Source organism: Acinetobacter bereziniae (genome assembly GCF_016576965.1).
Taxonomy (GTDB): Bacteria; Pseudomonadota; Gammaproteobacteria; order Pseudomonadales; family Moraxellaceae; genus Acinetobacter; species Acinetobacter bereziniae.
The window spans coordinates 2,308,679-2,328,989 of sequence record NZ_CP066119.1; the positions used below are offsets into that span (position 1 = coordinate 2,308,679).

Sequence of the window (20,311 nt, forward strand, 5' to 3'; positions counted from 1 at the left end):
AGCGAGGATTAAAGAATGACAGTTTATTTCATTATTGTTGCGATGGCAGCTTTTTGGATAGTGCTTTCAGGGGATTGAAATGATTCATCGCATTAATGTTTTTTTACTCTCTTTGATAGTAGCTCTAGCACCCGCTTATTTATATGCATCAGGTAATCAAATCGATCAAGCTATTAAAAGAATTGATGATTTACGCAATAAAATTAATAACATGGGTATTGAGATTAATAAAACTCGTAAAAGTGCAACTGGTACAGTCAGAACAATTGCAGATATCGTTAATGAAGCAGGTCAAAAACAAACTGTAGCTAGAACTGCTGTAGTAGAACAAAAATTAAACCCAATAAAGCTTGGTCAATCAATGATGAAGCGAATAAAAGCAGTAGGAAAAGGTTCTGTACCTTCAATACTAGGAACAGTCGCTATTACAGGGTTATTGGAGGGTATCGGATGGGTAATGGAGGATGGTACTTTAGTCAAGAAAAAAGAAAAAGAAAGTTCAAAAGATGATACTTCACCCGTTTTATATTGTGGTACATCGAATACGGGTAAATGTTCATCATCTCCACAAATTGCATGTGATTCAGATCGAACTCTTGGTGGTGATTCAGGTCGTGTTTATACTAAAAATACTGCTATTGTTGATCCTAAAAAACCCATTTCTACCATTGGCTCAACAACATTTCCTAATTATGTTTGTGCTGTAACTTATTATTTTCATCCAAATAAAACGCCAACATACGATGATACATATGGCTTGAACGCAAAACTTAATCCAAATTACAAGCCTGATGCTAAACCTGAGTATGAGACTATTCCAATAACTGCTCATCAGCTCGGATCAGCAATGCTTGGAGAGGGTTATAACGACCCAGTTGATGATACTTATAATAAAAATATAAATACTGGTGATTACACATCAGTTAGAGAAGCTTATGAAGCTGACCCTAGCGGTGTTGGAAATGAACCGAATAATGATTTATTAGATCGTGCAAAACATGCAACCCCCACATCTGACGGTAAACCTGCACCCTACGGTGATCCTCGTTATACAAATGTTCTCAAAGACGAAAAAGATAGTTCAAATGATCGAGTTTGGAATGATGATGGTTCACAGGCAACAACAGAACCGAAAAAAGATGAAGACGGAAATCCTACTGGGGAATCAACTACAACGTTCCCAGTATTCTGCGATTGGGCTCATGTGGTTTGCGACTGGTATGATGATTGGAAAAAAACAGATGATTGGATGAAAGAAGAACCACAATTAGAAGATCAAACTCTTGAAGTTGAAGAACAAAATATTACTGATTATGCACGTCAAAACTATGTCATTTTTGGGGCATCATGTCCTTTTTCTGCTCATCAGGTAAGTTTGCCACTTGGTATTTTAGGTGAAATTAATTTTCAAGCTGATCTTACCTTTATTTGTACTTTCGGAACTCAAGCTCGACCTTTTGTAATTGGCTTAGGTTACTTAGGTGGGCTTATTTATTTATTAATCGGTATAAGGAATGGTAATGGGTAAATTATTAGTTCTTATTGGCGGTTGGCTTTCAAAGAACATTATTCAAAAAGCATTAATGGGTGCTGGTCTTGGTCTAGTTAGCTATTTAGGAATACTTGTAGCAATAAGAACTGCATTTAATTCAATGATTAATTCTGTTTATTCATTACCTGCTGATATGTTGAATTTGATGGGTATTTTTGGAGTTGATCACGTGCTAAGTACATTTATATCTGTAGGTATTTTTTTATTAACACTTAATTCTGGAAAATTAGCAATAAGGAAAAAATAATGAGTATTGCAGGCGGTCAATTTAGATTAACTTGCGGTCAGATCGGTGCTGGCAAGTCATATTTATATGTCAAACAGGTTGAAGAAGAAGCAAAGAGAAGTGGAAAGTATCAATACATTTATTCAAATATACGTGCTCATGCGGAACTTGCCGAAGGCGTTACGCTATTGCCTGATTCATGGGAAGATTGTGAACCTGATAGTTTAATTATTATCGATGAGGTGCAGATGCATGAAAAGTTTAGTAAACACTTTTCTAATCGTAGAGACGGTGAGATTGCGGGTTTAACAATGATTCGACACAAGCGTCAGGATATTTGGATGATTAGTCCTAATCCTGCACTTGTAAATAGCGATGTACGTAATCTTGTTAATCAGTACTTTTGGCTTGAACCAGTTGGAAAGAAAACGACTAAATGCTTTTGTTTTGATAAGGTTTATAACAATGTTACAAAGACAGTTAAAAACAATGCATATGATGAATTTACTTATTCGATTGATGAAAAGTTTTATAAGTTATATAAATCAACAATTGATGGTAAAGCATCAGGGCGTAATTTTAATTTAAACATTAAGTTAATTTCATTTATTGTTGGTTTGGTAATTGTTTGTCTTATTATTGCTGGTTTATTTGCTTATTTATCTAAAGATACAAAATCTAAAGTAGATCAATTGCAAAACAGTGAAACACAAAATAAAAGCCAAGATAAATCAAAACAAAATAAAAATGATTTAGGAATATTGCCCACTACTCCAGAGCTTACTTCAGAAGAATGCAGAAAAGGAATTAATGTAGATAAGCCTGAATGTATTAAATATTTCAATACTTTAACTGAAAACAGAATGTCTGTAGGCGATTTAAATGTCGAATATGATCCTAACAAGCCTTATGATCAGGAAGATATTCAGAAAGTCGTATCAAAGACTTATCAAGTAACGGCTAAACCTGTCTTTAGTGGTTGTATGAAAAACGGCAACAAATATTATGCGTACACACAGCAAGGCACTAAGTTAGATGTATCACAATCAGACTGTAGGAATATGATAGAAAATGGCGAACGTCCTTTTAACTATTTTGCAAATAACAATAGCAACTTCAGTAACACTAATGCTGTCATGGGTTCTAACGTACAAAGCATTGAACAACCTACACAACAACAGCCAACAATAGCCAATAACGTTGTAGAGCCTCATCTACAAGCAAAAACAATCAATTAAAATAGGTGTATATCCTTGTATTTCCTTTATTTTATAAGTTTTTTACTATTATTTTGGCTTTGTATAAAAATAGATTTACGTCGAAATAATTAAATTGAGATCTTATTTTTAATTTAACTAGCGAAGTCTGTTAAGTTAAAAATGAGGTCATTAAGGCATAAATAAGATGCCAGTAACGGATTTTGAATGAACAATAGGCACGTATGGAAAACCACGTTTTACAATCGAAATATTGGGGTATTACATAAATCAGATTATGTTTTTATGCGTGATTCACTGGAGAAGTACTTAGACCAGATCAGGGAATTAGACATAGACAATTATGATGAAATAGATCAACTCAAATTATTATTTATAAAATTAGATCATCACATTGATAGATTGAGATAGCGCAGGATTTTGCATAACGAATATTATGTTACTTAGGATAGTCGTCAACGTGAATTAAAATTATCAGGATTCACGTTGACGATCTGTGGCAACAATAGCGTTGTGTAGCCACAGCCTATGGTATCCTATTTAACATAATAGTTTCGTTATGCGACTTCCAAGCTTTATTTTAGATGTTTGCTAAAGTCTGCTTTTAATTCTCTAGCAGTAGGAATGGCAGGGTATTCAGCTTTAAATCTTCTACCAAACTGATTTATGCTTTTTTGTTTGTTTGGTTCAATTCTAATGAATACTAACTCATCAGGTTCATTCCTATGATTAATCTCGCAAATCATTACAGTCCCATGTTTTTCAATGATTTTATATTTTGGGAAAGTTTTTTTTGCCAATTCTTTTAGATTTAATTTTTTGCTTTTTATTGGCTGTTTTCTGTTCTTACTTATTATTAGTAATATTGCCGTAAATCCAATTATTAATAATATGAGAATTGCTATATCCATTATTTTCCCCAATAAAGTAGGGTGATTCCTCACCCAAAAATTTAGTCATCTTGATCTATATAAATAATTAATCTGCTTTTTTTATTTCATCAATATATTTTGTTACATCTTTTGCACTAATTTCATTTAAATGCTTATAAATCAAAGCATTGATTATGTCTGCTTCCTCAATTCTTTCTTTTGTTTCGATAATGAAGTCGAGTGACTTTTCTTTGATCGATTCAACGAATTCCCCGCGAACTCTATAAGTTTTTGATAAATCTGATTTTTTCATGTAACACCTGAACATTGTTTAATGCAACATCATTATTGTGTCACACGTTGCAGTGTTGCACGCAATTCTGTTATATTTCTGTCAAATTGTTGCGTGTGATGTTGTTGCAATGGAAAAAGAACAGGCTTTTGAGATCGTTTCTAAAATAATTTTTGACAGGGCATGTCAATTAATCATCGGTGGCAATCCAGCATTCGAATCAGAAAAGTGTCTCTTTCACATTGAGATGGTCATGCAGGAGTGGGGCTATAAGTCTGCGGTTGTAGCGGAATATTGCGATTCAGTAAAAGAAGAAAACGACAATATGCGTGAAATGGGGATAGAAGAATGATCAAAAAACAATCAATACCGCAAGTTTGCTCGTGGGGAATGGGATTTTTAGAGACCCCCATTAATAAGATGGGGGTAACGGAATTCGAGTCCATGCACTCACATTTGAAAGATGCTGATCTGCCTTTGCCTTTTCAACGTTTAAACCCTGCACCTTATCTACACATGGTTATGACTTCACGAGGTGCTAAACAAGTTCCGTGTCGTTTGCCTGCTGACAATGAAATCGCTGTTATTGATTGGGTAAATTTTACGGATAGCTGTGCAACCTTAAACCATAAGTATGTTAATGCCCTCAAAGATGACCAAATCATTGACCCTATTGAACTCAATTTTCAAATGGCGATTGAGATAGATAAACACATCGAGCACATATTCGGCTTAAACATTACTTTTGCCGATAAAGGCAAAAAAAACATGTATCAAAGTTCCTTTGAAATCGGTGACAAATGCGGATTTATCTGTGTAGGTGGTCAACGTAATACTTATTTAGTCATGCTTTCAGGTCGTGGATGTTCCATGGCAAAAGAGGGATGGGAAAAGCGTCTCTATACATTTCTAACAACTGTTTCTACACGTGGAAAATTAACCCGAGTTGATATTGCTCATGATGACTTTGATGGCACAAAAATCAATGTTGATTGGGGAAATATGATGGATGGTATGGGCGGATTTCAAAACGGAAACCGTGCGCCAAACGTAGAACATAAAGGAAATTGGAAACGTCCCAATGGTCGTGGACGTACACTCAATATCGGAAGTCGTGAATCAGGTAAGTACTTGAGATTATACGAAAAAGGCAGGGCAGAGGGAGACCCTAACGACAACTGGCAACGTGCTGAAATCGAATTTAAATCACGTGATCAAGTTCTACCTTTTGACATGCTCCTATCACCATCTGAGTACTTTACTGGTGCATACCCATGTTTCGAATTCCTAGCTGAAGATATTCAACCTGAACGCATCGAAGTGATGGTTAAAACTGCACAGATTAATGCCAGTGCTGCACTTGCAACAATAAAAAAACAGTACGGCAGATATATCAATTTTTTCAAACAAGTTTTTGAACCTGAAGAACTTATCAATTTAATTTCACACTCTGACCCTTTTGCTTATCCAAAGCGGTTGGATCACGTCTTAATGACAGCAATGAGGATGTAAAACATGTCACAACAAATGAAAGTAACTTTAGTTGGCGCAAAATCAACGGATTGGAAATCTGAGGATGGTCGACATTATGACCATGTAACTCTTTTTGGAATTATTCCAATGGATACCTCTCAAGGTAATGCAGTTGGTCAAGGTGTTGCAGAATTTAAATGGCAGGATTCACGCAATCTTGTTCAATTACAAGGTCGTAAATTCCCTTTTGAAGTCACTTTAGAGTTAGACCTTGTTTCAACTGGTCGTACTACTAAGCAGGTGCTTACAAATGTCATTCTTCCACCTAAATCATAATTTTCCAATGGCTTGCCCGTACTGCGGTACTTACTGGCATTTAGGACAAATAGAAGATCACAAGAATAAATGTGATCAAAAAGGATAAACAACAATGCTAATAGATGATTGCTCGATGACTACTGTGATACAGGGCATTAACTATTGTGTTGTTGTACTGCATCAACAGTCTTGGCTCGACGAATTAAACAACTTGGAACCGTTAAAAGTTGCTGCGTTGTTGTCAGCTACGGCTTTGACTTGGTACGTGGCTTCGGGGATTCGTACCACCCTAAACTTAATCGGACATACGTCCAAAGAGGAGTGAACTATGGAAGTTCAAATTAAAAATGCAAATGCTTCTAAAGCTGTTCAAACAGCAAAACGCATCGCAATGACAACTGGTGTTGTACTTGTCTCTACTGCTACGGCTTTTGCAGCTGAGGGAGATACGACAATTGACTTAACAACAGGTTTAGCTGGTGTTGCAATTATCGGTGGCTTGATGGCATCAGGTACATTAAAAGCATTACCGACTTATGCAGCTTGGGGTATCAAAAAAGCATTAGCAATGCTTCGCTAATTAATATGCGTAAAAAAGGTGGGGAGGAGCGCACAACTGTACGCACCGCACCCCACCTTTTTTTATAGCGAGGATTAAAGAATGACAGTTTATTTCATTATTGTTGCGATGGCAGCTTTTTGGATAGTGCTTTCAGGGGATTGAAATGATTCATCGCATTAATGTTTTTTTACTCTCTTTGATAGTAGCTCTAGCACCCGCTTATTTATATGCATCAGGTAATCAAATCGATCAAGCTATTAAAAGAATTGATGATTTACGCAATAAAATTAATAACATGGGTATTGAGATTAATAAAACTCGTAAAAGTGCAACTGGTACAGTCAGAACAATTGCAGATATCGTTAATGAAGCAGGTCAAAAACAAACTGTAGCTAGAACTGCTGTAGTAGAACAAAAATTAAACCCAATAAAGCTTGGTCAATCAATGATGAAGCGAATAAAAGCAGTAGGAAAAGGTTCTGTACCTTCAATACTAGGAACAGTCGCTATTACAGGGTTATTGGAGGGTATCGGATGGGTAATGGAGGATGGTACTTTAGTCAAGAAAAAAGAAAAAGAAAGTTCAAAAGATGATACTTCACCCGTTTTATATTGTGGTACATCGAATACGGGTAAATGTTCATCATCTCCACAAATTGCATGTGATTCAGATCGAACTCTTGGTGGTGATTCAGGTCGTGTTTATACTAAAAATACTGCTATTGTTGATCCTAAAAAACCCATTTCTACCATTGGCTCAACAACATTTCCTAATTATGTTTGTGCTGTAACTTATTATTTTCATCCAAATAAAACGCCAACATACGATGATACATATGGCTTGAACGCAAAACTTAATCCAAATTACAAGCCTGATGCTAAACCTGAGTATGAGACTATTCCAATAACTGCTCATCAGCTCGGATCAGCAATGCTTGGAGAGGGTTATAACGACCCAGTTGATGATACTTATAATAAAAATATAAATACTGGTGATTACACATCAGTTAGAGAAGCTTATGAAGCTGACCCTAGCGGTGTTGGAAATGAACCGAATAATGATTTATTAGATCGTGCAAAACATGCAACCCCCACATCTGACGGTAAACCTGCACCCTACGGTGATCCTCGTTATACAAATGTTCTCAAAGACGAAAAAGATAGTTCAAATGATCGAGTTTGGAATGATGATGGTTCACAGGCAACAACAGAACCGAAAAAAGATGAAGACGGAAATCCTACTGGGGAATCAACTACAACGTTCCCAGTATTCTGCGATTGGGCTCATGTGGTTTGCGACTGGTATGATGATTGGAAAAAAACAGATGATTGGATGAAAGAAGAACCACAATTAGAAGATCAAACTCTTGAAGTTGAAGAACAAAATATTACTGATTATGCACGTCAAAACTATGTCATTTTTGGGGCATCATGTCCTTTTTCTGCTCATCAGGTAAGTTTGCCACTTGGTATTTTAGGTGAAATTAATTTTCAAGCTGATCTTACCTTTATTTGTACTTTCGGAACTCAAGCTCGACCTTTTGTAATTGGCTTAGGTTACTTAGGTGGGCTTATTTATTTATTAATCGGTATAAGGAATGGTAATGGGTAAATTATTAGTTCTTATTGGCGGTTGGCTTTCAAAGAACATTATTCAAAAAGCATTAATGGGTGCTGGTCTTGGTCTAGTTAGCTATTTAGGAATACTTGTAGCAATAAGAACTGCATTTAATTCAATGATTAATTCTGTTTATTCATTACCTGCTGATATGTTGAATTTGATGGGTATTTTTGGAGTTGATCACGTGCTAAGTACATTTATATCTGTAGGTATTTTTTTATTAACACTTAATTCTGGAAAATTAGCAATAAGGAAAAAATAATGAGTATTGCAGGCGGTCAATTTAGATTAACTTGCGGTCAGATCGGTGCTGGCAAGTCATATTTATATGTCAAACAGGTTGAAGAAGAAGCAAAGAGAAGTGGAAAGTATCAATACATTTATTCAAATATACGTGCTCATGCGGAACTTGCCGAAGGCGTTACGCTATTGCCTGATTCATGGGAAGATTGTGAACCTGATAGTTTAATTATTATCGATGAGGTGCAGATGCATGAAAAGTTTAGTAAACACTTTTCTAATCGTAGAGACGGTGAGATTGCGGGTTTAACAATGATTCGACACAAGCGTCAGGATATTTGGATGATTAGTCCTAATCCTGCACTTGTAAATAGCGATGTACGTAATCTTGTTAATCAGTACTTTTGGCTTGAACCAGTTGGAAAGAAAACGACTAAATGCTTTTGTTTTGATAAGGTTTATAACAATGTTACAAAGACAGTTAAAAACAATGCATATGATGAATTTACTTATTCGATTGATGAAAAGTTTTATAAGTTATATAAATCAACAATTGATGGTAAAGCATCAGGGCGTAATTTTAATTTAAACATTAAGTTAATTTCATTTATTGTTGGTTTGGTAATTGTTTGTCTTATTATTGCTGGTTTATTTGCTTATTTATCTAAAGATACAAAATCTAAAGTAGATCAATTGCAAAACAGTGAAACACAAAATAAAAGCCAAGATAAATCAAAACAAAATAAAAATGATTTAGGAATATTGCCCACTACTCCAGAGCTTACTTCAGAAGAATGCAGAAAAGGAATTAATGTAGATAAGCCTGAATGTATTAAATATTTCAATACTTTAACTGAAAACAGAATGTCTGTAGGCGATTTAAATGTCGAATATGATCCTAACAAGCCTTATGATCAGGAAGATATTCAGAAAGTCGTATCAAAGACTTATCAAGTAACGGCTAAACCTGTCTTTAGTGGTTGTATGAAAAACGGCAACAAATATTATGCGTACACACAGCAAGGCACTAAGTTAGATGTATCACAATCAGACTGTAGGAATATGATAGAAAATGGCGAACGTCCTTTTAACTATTTTGCAAATAACAATAGCAACTTCAGTAACACTAATGCTGTCATGGGTTCTAACGTACAAAGCATTGAACAACCTACACAACAACAGCCAACAATAGCCAATAACGTTGTAGAGCCTCATCTACAAGCAAAAACAATCAATTAAAATAGGTGTATATCCTTGTATTTCCTTTATTTTATAAGTTTTTTACTATTATTTTGGCTTTGTATAAAAATAGATTTACGTCGAAATAATTAAATTGAGATCTTATTTTTAATTTAACTAGCGAAGTCTGTTAAGTTAAAAATGAGGTCATTAAGGCATAAATAAGATGCCAGTAACGGATTTTGAATGAACAATAGGCACGTATGGAAAACCACGTTTTACAATCGAAATATTGGGGTATTACATAAATCAGATTATGTTTTTATGCGTGATTCACTGGAGAAGTACTTAGACCAGATCAGGGAATTAGACATAGACAATTATGATGAAATAGATCAACTCAAATTATTATTTATAAAATTAGATCATCACATTGATAGATTGAGATAGCGCAGGATTTTGCATAACGAATATTATGTTACTTAGGATAGTCGTCAACGTGAATTAAAATTATCAGGATTCACGTTGACGATCTGTGGCAACAATAGCGTTGTGTAGCCACAGCCTATGGTATCCTATTTAACATAATATACATTATGCGAAATTATCTATATTTAAGATTTGATATACATGGTTCTTATTTATTTACTAAAACGCTTTAAATGCGCTTGTTCATGAGCTTCAAATTTTTCAGGCAACACCAACTCCTGACACATCCAACAAAACTTATATTTGGACTCGATCTTCTTCATCAACTTAACAGCCGAATCTTCAGGACGATTAAGTAAAAATAAATAAATTTGATTTAATTCTTTTAATGTAAATTCCATACCACACCTAAAATTTGTTTAAACCATTGAAAATCAATACGTCGTATAATCTAACGTAAAATATGCCCCATTAAAAATGAATTTTCTCCCGGTTCATTTCAACGATATTCAACCATGCCTTGGTTGCAGGACTCATCGCTACTGTAATATTCCAAGCCATACTCAGTGTCCAATGTAATTTAGGTTCATTGAGTATGGCTGAGCAAAACTTTTGCGGATCTAACTGGTCACAGTAAATTTTAGGTAAAATTGCAATCCCCATATTGAATTCTACCATCTTGGTAATAAAGTCCCATTGACTGCTTTTACAAACAACTTTGGGTTCAAAACCTACGGAGTTCGCAGCCTGAATAATCATTTTGTTTAAAGTAAATGAATCAGCATAAAGTAAAAATTTTTCCTCTTTAAGTTCATTTAGATTCACAGTATTTTTTTGATTCCAATGTGAACTTTTCTTAGCCAATAGACACATTGGCGAATCTATCACAGGAATTGCAGCAAAACTTGGTCTTAAATTTCCCAATAAAATGCCTACATCAATGCTTTTTGCTGCAATAGCTTCTTCAATTGCATTAGCTCCAACCTCAAGAAATTTCAGTTGAATATCTGGGTAATTTTGATGAAACAAGGCAATCAATGGACTGAGTAAAACTGAACCTAATGGTGGCAAGCCTATGGTTAATTTACCTTTTTTTAAATCTTGAACCTGATCAATGTTATCAAAAATCAGTTTTTGTTCATTTAAAATATTTAAAGCATGTTGATAGATTAATTCTCCAATATAGGTGAGTACGACTTCCCTTTTTCTGCCCGCTTCACCCTTTTTAAATAATGCCGTGCCGAGTTCTTCTTCTAAATGTTTGATTGATTTACTAATTGTTGGCTGAGTCATAAACAATCGATCAGCAGCAAGCGTAAAGCTTTCACAATGAACGATTTCCACAAAAATTTTAAGGTTTTTGATATCCATTAATTATTCCAAATGCGCATAATTATGGTTTAATTATTCATAATATGTTGCAATATTTGCAACTAAAATAACACATCTCTTAAAAATATCTGCCTGTAAATGTCTACACATACTCAACACCATTCATTCTCATCAATTTACAAAGTCATCTTACAAATTGGGCTTTTAATCTTGATTTGGTGGATGGGTTCAATAATTCAAAAACAATTTAATTTGCCAATCTCTGCGGCTGTTATTGGTTTGTTTATGGTCTTATTTGGATTAATGACAGGTATATTTAAATTGAATTGGATCAAATCAGGTTCAGATTTTATATTAGGTGAATTGGTCCTATTTTTTATCCCATGTTTTATCGGTTTGATGCGATACAAAGACTTGTTTATGACTGAAGGATGGCAACTTATTGTCGTCGTTGTATTAGGCACAATTTGCGTGATGATCTTCACTGCATATAGTGTTCATCTTGGCTTTAAGTTAGAGAAAAAACTCAGTCAGCGAGCCACAGTTAAAACAACACAACTGGTTCATGGAGATAAATAATGTCCATTATTTCAATTTTTTGTGTTGTACTAACATTGGTTGCTTATATATTGGTTAAAAGGCTTTATCAAAAGTTTCCATATCTTGTTTTATCACCCGCAATACTTGTTCCCATTGTTTTAATTACGATTTTACTGACTACTCATATTTCTTATGATGCCTATATGCTGGATAGTCAATGGATTATCTGGATGCTTGGACCTGCAACGGTGGCTTTTGCGATTCCAATTTTTGAATATCGCCAGATTATCAAGGCACATCTTATTTCGATTTCGATGGGTGTTGTCATAGGAATGCTTGCAGGAATGATCAGTGCTTTTTATCTAGCCAAGTTATTTAACTTCGATCAAACGACCACCTATAGTTTAATGGCGCGGTCAATTTCCACACCGTTTGCCATGGAACTGAGTACTCATATCGGAGGTTCAGTTGAACTGGTGATTTTATTTACCATGATCACTGGGGTTACAGGTATGCTGATTGGAGATTTGGTTTTAGGTTGCTTAAAGCTTAAATCAAGTTTCGCTCAAGGCGCTTCTTTAGGAAATGCAGCGCATGGATTTGGTGCCAGTAAAGCATATATGCGTCACAAAGATGAAGGTGTTATCGCAAGTTTAACTATGGTTTTAGCAGGTATTTTTATGGTATTGGTTGGACCTTTTATGGCTAACATCATTGTACATTTACTTGGCTAACAGTTTAAGTGAATGGTTCTCTTTATTATAAAAGAGATTCATTCACTTTGATGTCGCTTGCAAAGTTTTAGGTAAGAATTGAATCAACAATAATCCAAACAAGGCTGACAGCCCTGCAATAATAAAAATATATGCTCCTGTTAATTGTTCCCAATAATGCCCAGCCAGAATACTTCCTGAAGCAACACCAAGTCCCCACATTGTGCTATATAAAGCTTGCCCTCTGCCTTGTTGCTGTGCAGCAAAGTTTTGTAGAATGACTCGCATTGCAATGATATGAAATAACCCAAAGCTGAAGGCATGAAAGCTCTGCGAAATGAATTGAAGCAAGAAACTTTCGGAAAATAGACCCGCTAATATAAAACGAATACTGGTCATGACCAAACATAAAGCCACTAAACTTCGCCATGAAAAGCGGCTAAGAAAAAAATTGGCGTAATTAAACATCATAATTTCAGCAATGACGCCAACAGCCCACAAAAAGCCAATTTGTGTGGTATTAAATCCAGCGAGTTTTAAGTAATTACTATAAAAGCTGTAAAATGGTGCTTGTGCAAAAAGCATAATAAATTCAATTGTAAAGAATGCGAGCACAACAGGTCTTTTAATTATCGGCAATAAAGGTTCTAGTATTTTTTGGGCACTTGGAGCAGAACTCGGCTCTTTAATTGAAAATGACCAAATAAAAGCACTAAATGCGATACATAACAGCATGATAGGTAAATATTTAACATTAATAACGTCAAGTATTGCCCCTATACTAAATACGCCTACAATAAATCCAATGGACCCCCACTTTCTTATTTTCCCATATTCTGCTGTATGTTTATTTCCAAGCCAAAATAAAGTGACACCTTCGAATTGTGCTAGAATTGCATTTTGAAAAAAGCTAAAGATCAGCATAAGCAACGCAATTGATTGCATATTATTGGGAATAATAAAAATCAGAAACCAAATTGTCGCTTCCATCCATGTTGCAATGCGGACTAGAAGCATTCGCTTCCCTGTTTTATCTGCAATAAATCCCCAGATAAAAGGCGCAAATATTCGTGTTAATATTGCAATGGAAGATAGTAAGCCTATCTCTTTATAGTTAAATCCTTGATCTTGAAGGTATAAACTCCAATACGGTAAAAAAGTTCCGACGATTGAATAATACCAAAAATAAAATCCACTCAGTCTATATTGGATAGGAAAAGCGCGCATAAGCTTAGATTGCTATGTATTTTCAATATCTTAGCATAATAAGGTTTTGGCAAATTAAGTTAATTCTATTCTTTTTGTAGATCGTTATTCTCAACCGCCTATTCTCCTAAGTCAGATGTTTAATGAACATTCTCTCAGCTTTAATCAGCTAGCTTAAAGTTCAATGTATGTATGAGAACAACTATAATAGAATAAAAAACTGGAAGAAAATCAAATGCCCATGCCATTGAGAATATCAGAATAAAATATGAATCAATGCGGTCATTAAAGTTTGTCTTAAAAACAAAATGACAAACAATTTTTACACCTTATTCACTTAATTTTTTTTAAATTACTATCTTGTTTAACATGAATATATAAAAAGCCTTACATCATCGGAGTCATAATAAAAATGATGCGCATCGAATCAAGTCCAGAAAAAGGTAGTGTATGCCAAACGTGCTTAAGAAATTTCTTTGTACACTTTAGACGTCCTTATAAAATTGGGGAGCCTGTTGCAGCAGATTATAATGGTGAATTTGGTTTTGATTGGGTTCGTGATGAATATATATATCCATTAACAATTATCGACACTGATGAAAATAAAAAAGATACCGTAATTAAAGATTATGATAATGTTGTGCGACGTATGCTTAACCATCAATTTGATGGTGGTAGGGGCGTATTTATTAATAAAGGTCTTTATCTACCCGCTTGGCTATCCATTTTTGCAACAAACTGTCCTGGAACATTAGGTAGCGATCAAATCAATAGTCAAGGCGCCAATCTTGATTTAGAGATTCATCAAAGTCCAGATGATGATAAAAGTCCTTTAACCGATGATGGCACTATCCTAATTTTTAAATCTTCAAATTCATGTCTAAAAATTTCAACGTTTGGAAAAGATCAACAAGCTCAAATGGTTGAAGAACCTCTGGCAAATTTTATCAACTCTGGTCGAATTGCAGAACAGTTAGCAACACAAAGACGTTTTTCTTATAAAAAGAAAAAAGCCATTAATATTATTTGTTCAGGAGACACATTGAGCCAAAATGAATATATTCTGGTACAAGCAAAAAAGTCTGGAAAAATACAAAATGTAGGTATGCTTTTAGTCGCTAAGAATAAAGAAATTTTTGTGATTAACTTAATTATGGTTGATGTCAAAGTAAATGGAAAAATTTTAGAAAAGCCGAAAAATTATGAATGGGAATTAAAAAATAGAATATTTAACCAATGTTTAATGATCGCAGATGTGGTTAGAAAAGAAGTATTTGATTTAGATCGCCTTGCTAAAACTGATTCAGAAGTTCAGGCATTTGTACAAAAATGGTGGTCAGATAAAATCAAAATCGAAGATGAAACTAAAATTGGAGATCCAGACCAGCTCTACGTTCCAGTGAATGAATTTCATAAAAAAGATACAGCAGAGGGAGAAGTCACTTATTTAGTTGAGGATAATAGTGAAAAATTTAAAGCGGAATTATTGAAGTTATATGAGAGAAAAAACTTTAAATTATTACCCATAAATTCATCGTATGAATCCCATAGATATGTCTTTTTTGCACCGATCGCAATGAGATATGAGCCTATTTATCAGATGGTTTATGATCCTGTCCTGAAAAAAGATGTTATGACAATGATTGAGCCTGGATCAGTCCTTGAAGGATCTGCAAGTTTTGAGGCTGATACTCGACTTTTTAAACGAGAACCTGAAATAGAGCCTCTTTACAGAACAAAAGATATAGAATGGGGAAAATCTGTCGTTATATTTGCCGATGCCCCACCTTACATCGAAGTGATAGCACATGAATTAAACCATACATTAGGCTTATTACATACATTTCATGATAATGAAATGAGATTTCATCAAGGTTTTACAGACAATGTTATGGATTATTCAAATACAGATGATAAACGTCTTTCAAAATTTAATACCTATCAAACCATTTTTAGAAAAATTCAAGCAGATCAAATTAAGACACATCTATTTACACCTTCTAAACTATTTAAAAAAACGTCTTAGTAGAGTTAAAAAATCCATTTAGTACAAACTATTGAATACTCAATAGAATTGATAAGTTTATTATTTTATGACTGGTAGTTTAGTCATTTTTTTGATTATCTACCAGTATCATCCAAATGTTGAACCTTTTAAGTGAAGTTTATAAGTTCATGTGATGACATTTAAACTCGTATCTAATTGATTTAGTCATGAAGATTAAAAAATTAGCCCCCTGCTTAGCCTGTCGTTTTTAGTCGTGTATCAGTACTTTATTTTATCAATTTATTTTTTTACTCACATAAGAAGCCCATTTTAATGATTCAATTCAAATGAAGTTTAGTTTTGTCAAAACTACGATAAAAGTGTTAAAAACAACAAAAAATAGTCAATAAAAACAATTAATTATTAAGAATTAAATACTACAATGTTTTTTATTTCAAGACATTACCATGTAGCAATCTTAAAGCCTTAAGTAAATGTTTAGATGGTCTTGTAGTGTTTCCTTTTCATTCCAAGACTCTCTGAGATCTTTAGGCTATGGTGAATACTCAAATCACATTTCAATAGGAAAGAATCAAATGACTTCTATCAATGTTGAGAGTATTAAAAATCATGCTGATGTTATCGCTGCGTGCGGAACTAAAGTTGGTGAGGTAGATCATCTGGTAGGTTCAGATCAAATTAAACTGACCAAACATGGAGATGGACACCATCATCTGATCCCAACCTCATGGGTGGGACAAATCCAAGATCAAAAAGTTATTCTGACCAAAGACTCTCAAGAAGTAAAAGATACTTGGATAGAGGTTTAGTAAAAAATCTATACCCGTTTTATTTTAATTTAAACTGAATCTAATGATTATAGAACAGCCCTCTTTTGAGGGCTGTTCTATTGAAGAAACCAAATCATTTTTAAAACTTATTTTCCGATAATAATTCAATATCTTTTGATTTGGAAAATATCAATTAAATCCTATGCTATTTCGATTTTCTGACATGCCCGTCGAACAGCGTGTGTCTTTCCGATTTAAAGGTTTTTTTATTGGTCATTAAGACACCAATAAAACTCATTGCGCCGCCGACCAACATTACTACTGTTATTGGTTCATTAAGAAGTAAAAATGCCAGTAGTACTGCAAATAAAGGCACTAAATTGTTAAAAATAATTGTTCTGGATGTACCTATTTTTGCAATGCCTTGTGCATACCATACGAATGCCAACACTGTACCTAAAGCGCCTAAATAAAGGACACTCAAATAAATACTGGCATGGAACGTAAAACTTTGCCATTGTCGAAGATACGGTATAAAGCTCATAGATAAGAAAAATAGCCCCCAAAGTGTTGAATAGGTTGTAATGATCAGTGGTGATAAACCCACAATTTTTTTACAAAGCAATGTATATGCAACCCAACTGAGTACAGCACAACTCATCATTAATTCACCCATTCCAAAAGAAGTATTTAACTGAGAAAAAAGATGACCTTTGGTCACAACCAGTAAAGTTCCAAAAAATGCGAGAACCACACCCAAATAGTTAAATTTCGAGAGCTTTTCTTTGAAAAGAATTCGTGCTGCAATTATGGTCAATATCGGGGAGAGACTAACAAATAAAGCGGTTCGCCCTGCTTCCATATGCGATAACGCACCAAAGAAAAAAATATTATAGCCAAATACCCCAGTGAGTCCCATACATGCAGTGAGTAAATGCTGTTTAAGGTTTATTGTTTTAAATGACCCTTCAACTTTTATCAAAATTATCATCAGTAAAATAGAGGCAACGATAAAACGCATCAACGCTGCGATTTGGGCAGACATTTCAAAGGCAATCACACGCCCTGCAATAAAAGTTCCACCCCATAGCATCGCTACACAGGTCAGTTTTAAATAAATTGTAAAATCCGCCCAGACGATTTTTTTTGTGTGCATGTGCAATGTTCAATTCAAAATATGTATTTTTTAAATATTAAAACTAATAATACATCATGACATAATGAGCATTTACTCATGAGGCTAAGCACAATAATTCAAAAATATTGATTTATGAAGTGCTGTGGAAATTCGAAATTTTATCTGATTATTTCTCTATAAAGGTAGAAATCAATTGATTTACTTCAGCGGGTTTTTCGGCATGCAACCAATGACCAACCTGTTGAATGATTTCAACTTGGCTGTGGCTAAATTGTGATTCAATTGCATCAAAATGCTCTGGTTTTGAAATATAGGGAGAATTTCCACCTTTGATAAATAATGCTGGGACTGTATTTACCGACTGATTTTGCCAGTCCAAAATATCAGCATAATGGTTAAATAATGCGTGCACATTGAATAGCCACTTTCCTTTATTAAAAGATTTCAATAAAAATTGAATGACCATTTCTTCTTTTAAATATTGGCGCATAAGCTCAGTGGCTTCTTTTCGAGACTCCAATTGCGCATTTTCAACAGCAAATAATGCTTTAAAAATTTGATCATGGTGATTTTCTTGATATGCATAAGGTGTCATATCTAGAACCACCATCTTCAACATACGATCCTGTGCAAGATCCGCCAGTTTCATTGCAATTTTACCGCCCATGGAGTGCCCAACAACAACAAAAGTTTCAATCTTGAGATGGTCGAGTGTTTCCAAAACATCAGATGCCATGAGCGTATAATTCATTTCTACAGAGTGTTCAGAATGCCCGTGGTTACGCACATCGAGTTGCAATATATTAAATTTTTCTTGAAAGGCGCGTGCAATAATCCCTAAATTACTTAAACTACCAAACAAGCCATGGATCAAAACAAGTGTTTGTTGATTTTCCGATGTAGATTGGGCTTGATCGTATTGATAATTGAGTAACATTAAGAATCTTCCAAAATTAAAATTGCTTTCACGCTATGATGACAAGAAGCTAAATCTAGGACAATAGTTTTATCATTCAGGTCACAATAATGCGAATTAAAGGCAAGCCATATTTTAAAATATTTTGTGCCTAGCATTAACCACCATATATTACTTATTTTCTACTTAGCTTCTGCTTTAATCGCAAATTCAGTCGTAAATATAGACAAATAAGACTGAACTTCATCTAAAGTTGAATAAATAATAAAAAATAAACTTCATTCTGCTGTTGAGTCGGACTTCGAATTACCTATATTATCAAACACGAATATCTTCGTTTGATTTAGGACTTGAGACCATGTTTCAACATGTAGATCCTTATGCAGGTGATCCAATTCTTTCTTTAATGGAAGCCTTTGGTAAGGATGAACGGACACATAAAGTAAATTTAAGTATTGGTCTTTATTATAATGAGGACACGATTGTTCCTCAGTTAAATGCTGTAAAAGCAGCGTTGAAGAATATTGAACCAAGCAATGATAAGGTAAAGCTTTATTTACCAATGGACGGTTCAAAGTCTTATAACGAAGCGACCCAAAAATTAGTGTTAGGCGAAAACAGTCAAGCACGTAAAGATGGTCGTGCTGTGACTATTCAGACACTGGGTGGTTCTGGTGCGCTCAAAGTGGGGGCTGATTTTCTCAAAAAATATTTCCCTGAATCTGATGTTTGGGTCAGCCAACCGACTTGGGAAAACCATATTGCAATTTTCAATGGCGCAGGAATCAATTCGCATTTCTATCGCTACTTTGATGCTGCAAGCAATGGTGTTGATATTGAGGGCATGTTGGAAGATTTAAAACAAATTCCAGCCAAAGGTATCGTTCTACTGCATCCATGTTGCCATAACCCAACTGGGGCAGATTTAACACCTGCTGAATGGGATCGTGTTATTGAAGTCTTAAAAGCACGTGATCTAATCCCCTTCCTTGATATTGCTTATCAAGGTTTTGGGCAAGGCTTAGAAGAAGATGCTTATGCCATTCGTGCTTTAGATCAATCTGGTTTAAATTTTATTGTCAGCAATTCATTCTCTAAAATTTTCTCACTGTACGGTGAGCGTGTTGGTGGTTTGACATTCATATGTGATGATCAAGCAACAGCACAAAAAGTTTTAGGTCAGTTAAAAGCAACTGTACGTCGTATTTACTCAAGCCCACCAACAACTGGTGCGTTAGTGGTCGATAATGTATTGAACGACGCAACGCTGACTGAACAATGGCATGCAGAACTTAAAGAAATGCGTGAGCGTATTATTCAAATGCGCGAACTGTTAAAAGCAAAATTATCTACTGCTCTGCCTGATCGCAACTTTGATTATCTGACTGCCCAACAAGGTATGTTTAGTTATACAGGTTTAACTGCTGAGCAAGTGGATATTTTGAAAGATCAATATGCCATTTACTTGGTTCGTAGCGGTCGTATGTGCGCTGCTGGTTTAAACTTGAAAAATATTGACTATGTGGCAAGCTCTGTTGCAGAAGTCATTAAGGCAACCTCTTGATTTAATAGAGAGTGGTTTGAATCTAAAAAAATCCCTGGTTGTTAAAAGCTAGGGATTTTTTAAGTTATCCAATATCATCCATAAACATGGATTGACATCTGGTTTGAATTTTATAAAATAGACATTCTCAACTCATCTTCTAA

General features: G+C 34.6%; 23 protein-coding genes. 16 read left to right on the forward strand and 7 right to left on the reverse strand.

Annotated features, from left to right (window positions below):
• Window positions 1-79 precede the first annotated feature (79 nt).
• From I9192_RS10910 to I9192_RS10920, 3 genes are read left to right on the forward strand one after another with little or no spacing between them, the layout of a single operon-like run.
• Window positions 80-1,528, forward strand: coding sequence for a hypothetical protein (locus I9192_RS10910; protein ID WP_200150390.1), 1,449 nt, complete (start codon window positions 80-82; stop codon window positions 1,526-1,528).
• Window positions 1,521-1,799, forward strand: coding sequence for a DUF2523 family protein (locus I9192_RS10915; protein ID WP_200150391.1), 279 nt, complete (start codon window positions 1,521-1,523; stop codon window positions 1,797-1,799). The genes I9192_RS10910 and I9192_RS10915 overlap by 8 nt, the downstream gene beginning before the upstream one ends.
• Window positions 1,799-3,016: a zonular occludens toxin domain-containing protein gene (locus tag I9192_RS10920; RefSeq protein WP_200150392.1), complete on the forward strand. Its 1,218-nt coding sequence runs from the start codon at window positions 1,799-1,801 to the stop codon at window positions 3,014-3,016. The genes I9192_RS10915 and I9192_RS10920 overlap by 1 nt, the downstream gene beginning before the upstream one ends.
• A 554-nt stretch (window positions 3,017-3,570) precedes the next feature.
• Here the strand turns inward: I9192_RS10920 and I9192_RS10925 are convergent.
• Both I9192_RS10925 and I9192_RS10930 read right to left on the reverse strand, forming a co-directional pair.
• Window positions 3,571-3,906, reverse strand: a complete 336-nt coding sequence (locus I9192_RS10925) for a hypothetical protein (protein ID WP_199959991.1) — start codon at window positions 3,904-3,906, stop codon at window positions 3,571-3,573.
• Window positions 3,907-3,973: 67 nt separating this feature from the next.
• Window positions 3,974-4,180 carry a hypothetical protein gene (locus tag I9192_RS10930; RefSeq protein WP_199959992.1) on the reverse strand — a complete coding sequence of 69 codons (207 nt, stop codon included), beginning with the start codon at window positions 4,178-4,180 and terminating at the stop codon, window positions 3,974-3,976.
• A gap of 109 nt (window positions 4,181-4,289) precedes the next feature.
• Here I9192_RS10930 and I9192_RS10935 point away from each other — a divergent pair, with 109 nt between their 5' ends.
• The 8 genes from I9192_RS10935 (at window position 4,290) to I9192_RS10970 (ending at window position 9,612) form a co-directional block, all read left to right on the forward strand.
• The gene (locus I9192_RS10935; protein WP_198261675.1) at window positions 4,290-4,511 is read left to right on the forward strand and encodes a hypothetical protein; all 222 of its coding nucleotides are present in this window, start codon (window positions 4,290-4,292) and stop codon (window positions 4,509-4,511) included.
• Entirely contained in the window at window positions 4,508-5,671 is a 1,164-nt protein-coding gene (locus I9192_RS10940) for a replication initiation factor domain-containing protein (RefSeq protein ID WP_227567243.1), read from the forward strand. The genes I9192_RS10935 and I9192_RS10940 overlap by 4 nt, the downstream gene beginning before the upstream one ends.
• Window positions 5,672-5,674: 3 nt before the next feature.
• Window positions 5,675-5,968, forward strand: coding sequence for a hypothetical protein (locus I9192_RS10945; protein ID WP_200150388.1), 294 nt, complete (start codon window positions 5,675-5,677; stop codon window positions 5,966-5,968).
• A gap of 115 nt (window positions 5,969-6,083) precedes the next feature.
• Window positions 6,084-6,275: a hypothetical protein gene (locus I9192_RS10950; RefSeq protein WP_199959968.1), complete on the forward strand. Its 192-nt coding sequence runs from the start codon at window positions 6,084-6,086 to the stop codon at window positions 6,273-6,275.
• Between the two features lie 3 nt (window positions 6,276-6,278).
• The gene (locus I9192_RS10955; RefSeq protein WP_200150389.1) at window positions 6,279-6,530 is read left to right on the forward strand and encodes a hypothetical protein; all 252 of its coding nucleotides are present in this window, start codon (window positions 6,279-6,281) and stop codon (window positions 6,528-6,530) included.
• Between the two features lie 145 nt (window positions 6,531-6,675).
• A complete protein-coding gene (locus I9192_RS10960) occupies window positions 6,676-8,124 on the forward strand; it encodes a hypothetical protein (RefSeq protein ID WP_200150390.1) in 1,449 nt (482 codons plus the stop codon).
• Window positions 8,117-8,395: a DUF2523 family protein gene (locus I9192_RS10965; protein WP_200150391.1), complete on the forward strand. Its 279-nt coding sequence runs from the start codon at window positions 8,117-8,119 to the stop codon at window positions 8,393-8,395. Before I9192_RS10960 ends, I9192_RS10965 begins: the two co-directional genes overlap by 8 nt.
• Entirely contained in the window at window positions 8,395-9,612 is a 1,218-nt protein-coding gene (locus I9192_RS10970) for a zonular occludens toxin domain-containing protein (protein ID WP_200150392.1), read from the forward strand. The genes I9192_RS10965 and I9192_RS10970 overlap by 1 nt, the downstream gene beginning before the upstream one ends.
• A gap of 581 nt (window positions 9,613-10,193) precedes the next feature.
• Here the strand turns inward: I9192_RS10970 and I9192_RS10975 are convergent.
• Together I9192_RS10975 and I9192_RS10980 are read right to left on the reverse strand one after the other, a co-directional pair.
• Window positions 10,194-10,382, reverse strand: coding sequence for a hypothetical protein (locus tag I9192_RS10975; RefSeq protein WP_004830790.1), 189 nt, complete (start codon window positions 10,380-10,382; stop codon window positions 10,194-10,196).
• 70 nt (window positions 10,383-10,452) lie between these two features.
• Entirely contained in the window at window positions 10,453-11,352 is a 900-nt protein-coding gene (locus tag I9192_RS10980) for a LysR family transcriptional regulator (protein WP_199959706.1), read from the reverse strand.
• Window positions 11,353-11,451: 99 nt separating this feature from the next.
• On the opposite strand from I9192_RS10980, the gene I9192_RS10985 reads away from it, so the two are divergent.
• Both I9192_RS10985 and I9192_RS10990 read left to right on the forward strand, forming a co-directional pair.
• Window positions 11,452-11,892: a CidA/LrgA family protein gene (locus I9192_RS10985; protein WP_004830792.1), complete on the forward strand. Its 441-nt coding sequence runs from the start codon at window positions 11,452-11,454 to the stop codon at window positions 11,890-11,892.
• Window positions 11,892-12,587: an LrgB family protein gene (locus I9192_RS10990; RefSeq protein ID WP_009586300.1), complete on the forward strand. Its 696-nt coding sequence runs from the start codon at window positions 11,892-11,894 to the stop codon at window positions 12,585-12,587. The genes I9192_RS10985 and I9192_RS10990 overlap by 1 nt, the downstream gene beginning before the upstream one ends.
• A 42-nt stretch (window positions 12,588-12,629) precedes the next feature.
• Here I9192_RS10990 and I9192_RS10995 read toward each other — a convergent pair whose 3' ends face one another.
• Window positions 12,630-13,793 carry an MFS transporter gene (locus I9192_RS10995; RefSeq protein WP_200150403.1) on the reverse strand — a complete coding sequence of 388 codons (1,164 nt, stop codon included), beginning with the start codon at window positions 13,791-13,793 and terminating at the stop codon, window positions 12,630-12,632.
• Between the two features lie 391 nt (window positions 13,794-14,184).
• Here I9192_RS10995 and I9192_RS11000 point away from each other — a divergent pair, with 391 nt between their 5' ends.
• The gene (locus I9192_RS11000; protein ID WP_005028843.1) at window positions 14,185-15,798 is read left to right on the forward strand and encodes a zinc metalloprotease; all 1,614 of its coding nucleotides are present in this window, start codon (window positions 14,185-14,187) and stop codon (window positions 15,796-15,798) included.
• Between the two features lie 557 nt (window positions 15,799-16,355).
• On the forward strand, window positions 16,356-16,589 hold the full coding sequence (locus I9192_RS11005) for a DUF2171 domain-containing protein (RefSeq protein ID WP_005028845.1): 234 nt from the start codon (window positions 16,356-16,358) through the stop codon (window positions 16,587-16,589).
• A 166-nt stretch (window positions 16,590-16,755) separates the two neighbouring features.
• On the opposite strand, the gene I9192_RS11010 is transcribed toward I9192_RS11005, so the two are convergent.
• On the reverse strand, window positions 16,756-17,706 hold the full coding sequence (locus I9192_RS11010; RefSeq protein WP_005028849.1) for a DMT family transporter: 951 nt from the start codon (window positions 17,704-17,706) through the stop codon (window positions 16,756-16,758).
• A 148-nt stretch (window positions 17,707-17,854) separates the two neighbouring features.
• Window positions 17,855-18,625 carry an alpha/beta fold hydrolase gene (locus I9192_RS11015; protein ID WP_004830798.1) on the reverse strand — a complete coding sequence of 257 codons (771 nt, stop codon included), beginning with the start codon at window positions 18,623-18,625 and terminating at the stop codon, window positions 17,855-17,857.
• A gap of 337 nt (window positions 18,626-18,962) precedes the next feature.
• Here I9192_RS11015 and I9192_RS11020 point away from each other — a divergent pair, with 337 nt between their 5' ends.
• Entirely contained in the window at window positions 18,963-20,168 is a 1,206-nt protein-coding gene (locus I9192_RS11020) for an amino acid aminotransferase (protein ID WP_005028851.1), read from the forward strand.
• The last annotated feature ends 143 nt before the right edge of the window (window positions 20,169-20,311 follow it).

What these genes read in the sequence shown, in the direction of transcription:
- I9192_RS10910 (WP_200150390.1), top strand. Translation starts at nt 80, where the DNA reads ATGATTCATCGCATTAATGTTTTTTTACTCTCTTTGATAGTAGCTCTA.
- I9192_RS10915 (WP_200150391.1), top strand. Translation starts at nt 1,521, where the DNA reads ATGGGTAAATTATTAGTTCTTATTGGCGGTTGGCTTTCAAAGAACATT.
- I9192_RS10920 (WP_200150392.1), top strand. Translation starts at nt 1,799, where the DNA reads ATGAGTATTGCAGGCGGTCAATTTAGATTAACTTGCGGTCAGATCGGT.
- I9192_RS10925 (WP_199959991.1), bottom strand. Translation starts at nt 3,906, where the DNA reads ATGGATATAGCAATTCTCATATTATTAATAATTGGATTTACGGCAATA.
- I9192_RS10930 (WP_199959992.1), bottom strand. Translation starts at nt 4,180, where the DNA reads ATGAAAAAATCAGATTTATCAAAAACTTATAGAGTTCGCGGGGAATTC.
- I9192_RS10935 (WP_198261675.1), top strand. Translation starts at nt 4,290, where the DNA reads ATGGAAAAAGAACAGGCTTTTGAGATCGTTTCTAAAATAATTTTTGAC.
- I9192_RS10940 (WP_227567243.1), top strand. Translation starts at nt 4,508, where the DNA reads ATGATCAAAAAACAATCAATACCGCAAGTTTGCTCGTGGGGAATGGGA.
- I9192_RS10945 (WP_200150388.1), top strand. Translation starts at nt 5,675, where the DNA reads ATGTCACAACAAATGAAAGTAACTTTAGTTGGCGCAAAATCAACGGAT.
- I9192_RS10950 (WP_199959968.1), top strand. Translation starts at nt 6,084, where the DNA reads ATGACTACTGTGATACAGGGCATTAACTATTGTGTTGTTGTACTGCAT.
- I9192_RS10955 (WP_200150389.1), top strand. Translation starts at nt 6,279, where the DNA reads ATGGAAGTTCAAATTAAAAATGCAAATGCTTCTAAAGCTGTTCAAACA.
- I9192_RS10960 (WP_200150390.1), top strand. Translation starts at nt 6,676, where the DNA reads ATGATTCATCGCATTAATGTTTTTTTACTCTCTTTGATAGTAGCTCTA.
- I9192_RS10965 (WP_200150391.1), top strand. Translation starts at nt 8,117, where the DNA reads ATGGGTAAATTATTAGTTCTTATTGGCGGTTGGCTTTCAAAGAACATT.
- I9192_RS10970 (WP_200150392.1), top strand. Translation starts at nt 8,395, where the DNA reads ATGAGTATTGCAGGCGGTCAATTTAGATTAACTTGCGGTCAGATCGGT.
- I9192_RS10975 (WP_004830790.1), bottom strand. Translation starts at nt 10,382, where the DNA reads ATGGAATTTACATTAAAAGAATTAAATCAAATTTATTTATTTTTACTT.
- I9192_RS10980 (WP_199959706.1), bottom strand. Translation starts at nt 11,352, where the DNA reads ATGGATATCAAAAACCTTAAAATTTTTGTGGAAATCGTTCATTGTGAA.
- I9192_RS10985 (WP_004830792.1), top strand. Translation starts at nt 11,452, where the DNA reads ATGTCTACACATACTCAACACCATTCATTCTCATCAATTTACAAAGTC.
- I9192_RS10990 (WP_009586300.1), top strand. Translation starts at nt 11,892, where the DNA reads ATGTCCATTATTTCAATTTTTTGTGTTGTACTAACATTGGTTGCTTAT.
- I9192_RS10995 (WP_200150403.1), bottom strand. Translation starts at nt 13,793, where the DNA reads ATGCGCGCTTTTCCTATCCAATATAGACTGAGTGGATTTTATTTTTGG.
- I9192_RS11000 (WP_005028843.1), top strand. Translation starts at nt 14,185, where the DNA reads ATGATGCGCATCGAATCAAGTCCAGAAAAAGGTAGTGTATGCCAAACG.
- I9192_RS11005 (WP_005028845.1), top strand. Translation starts at nt 16,356, where the DNA reads ATGACTTCTATCAATGTTGAGAGTATTAAAAATCATGCTGATGTTATC.
- I9192_RS11010 (WP_005028849.1), bottom strand. Translation starts at nt 17,706, where the DNA reads ATGCACACAAAAAAAATCGTCTGGGCGGATTTTACAATTTATTTAAAA.
- I9192_RS11015 (WP_004830798.1), bottom strand. Translation starts at nt 18,625, where the DNA reads ATGTTACTCAATTATCAATACGATCAAGCCCAATCTACATCGGAAAAT.
- I9192_RS11020 (WP_005028851.1), top strand. Translation starts at nt 18,963, where the DNA reads ATGTTTCAACATGTAGATCCTTATGCAGGTGATCCAATTCTTTCTTTA.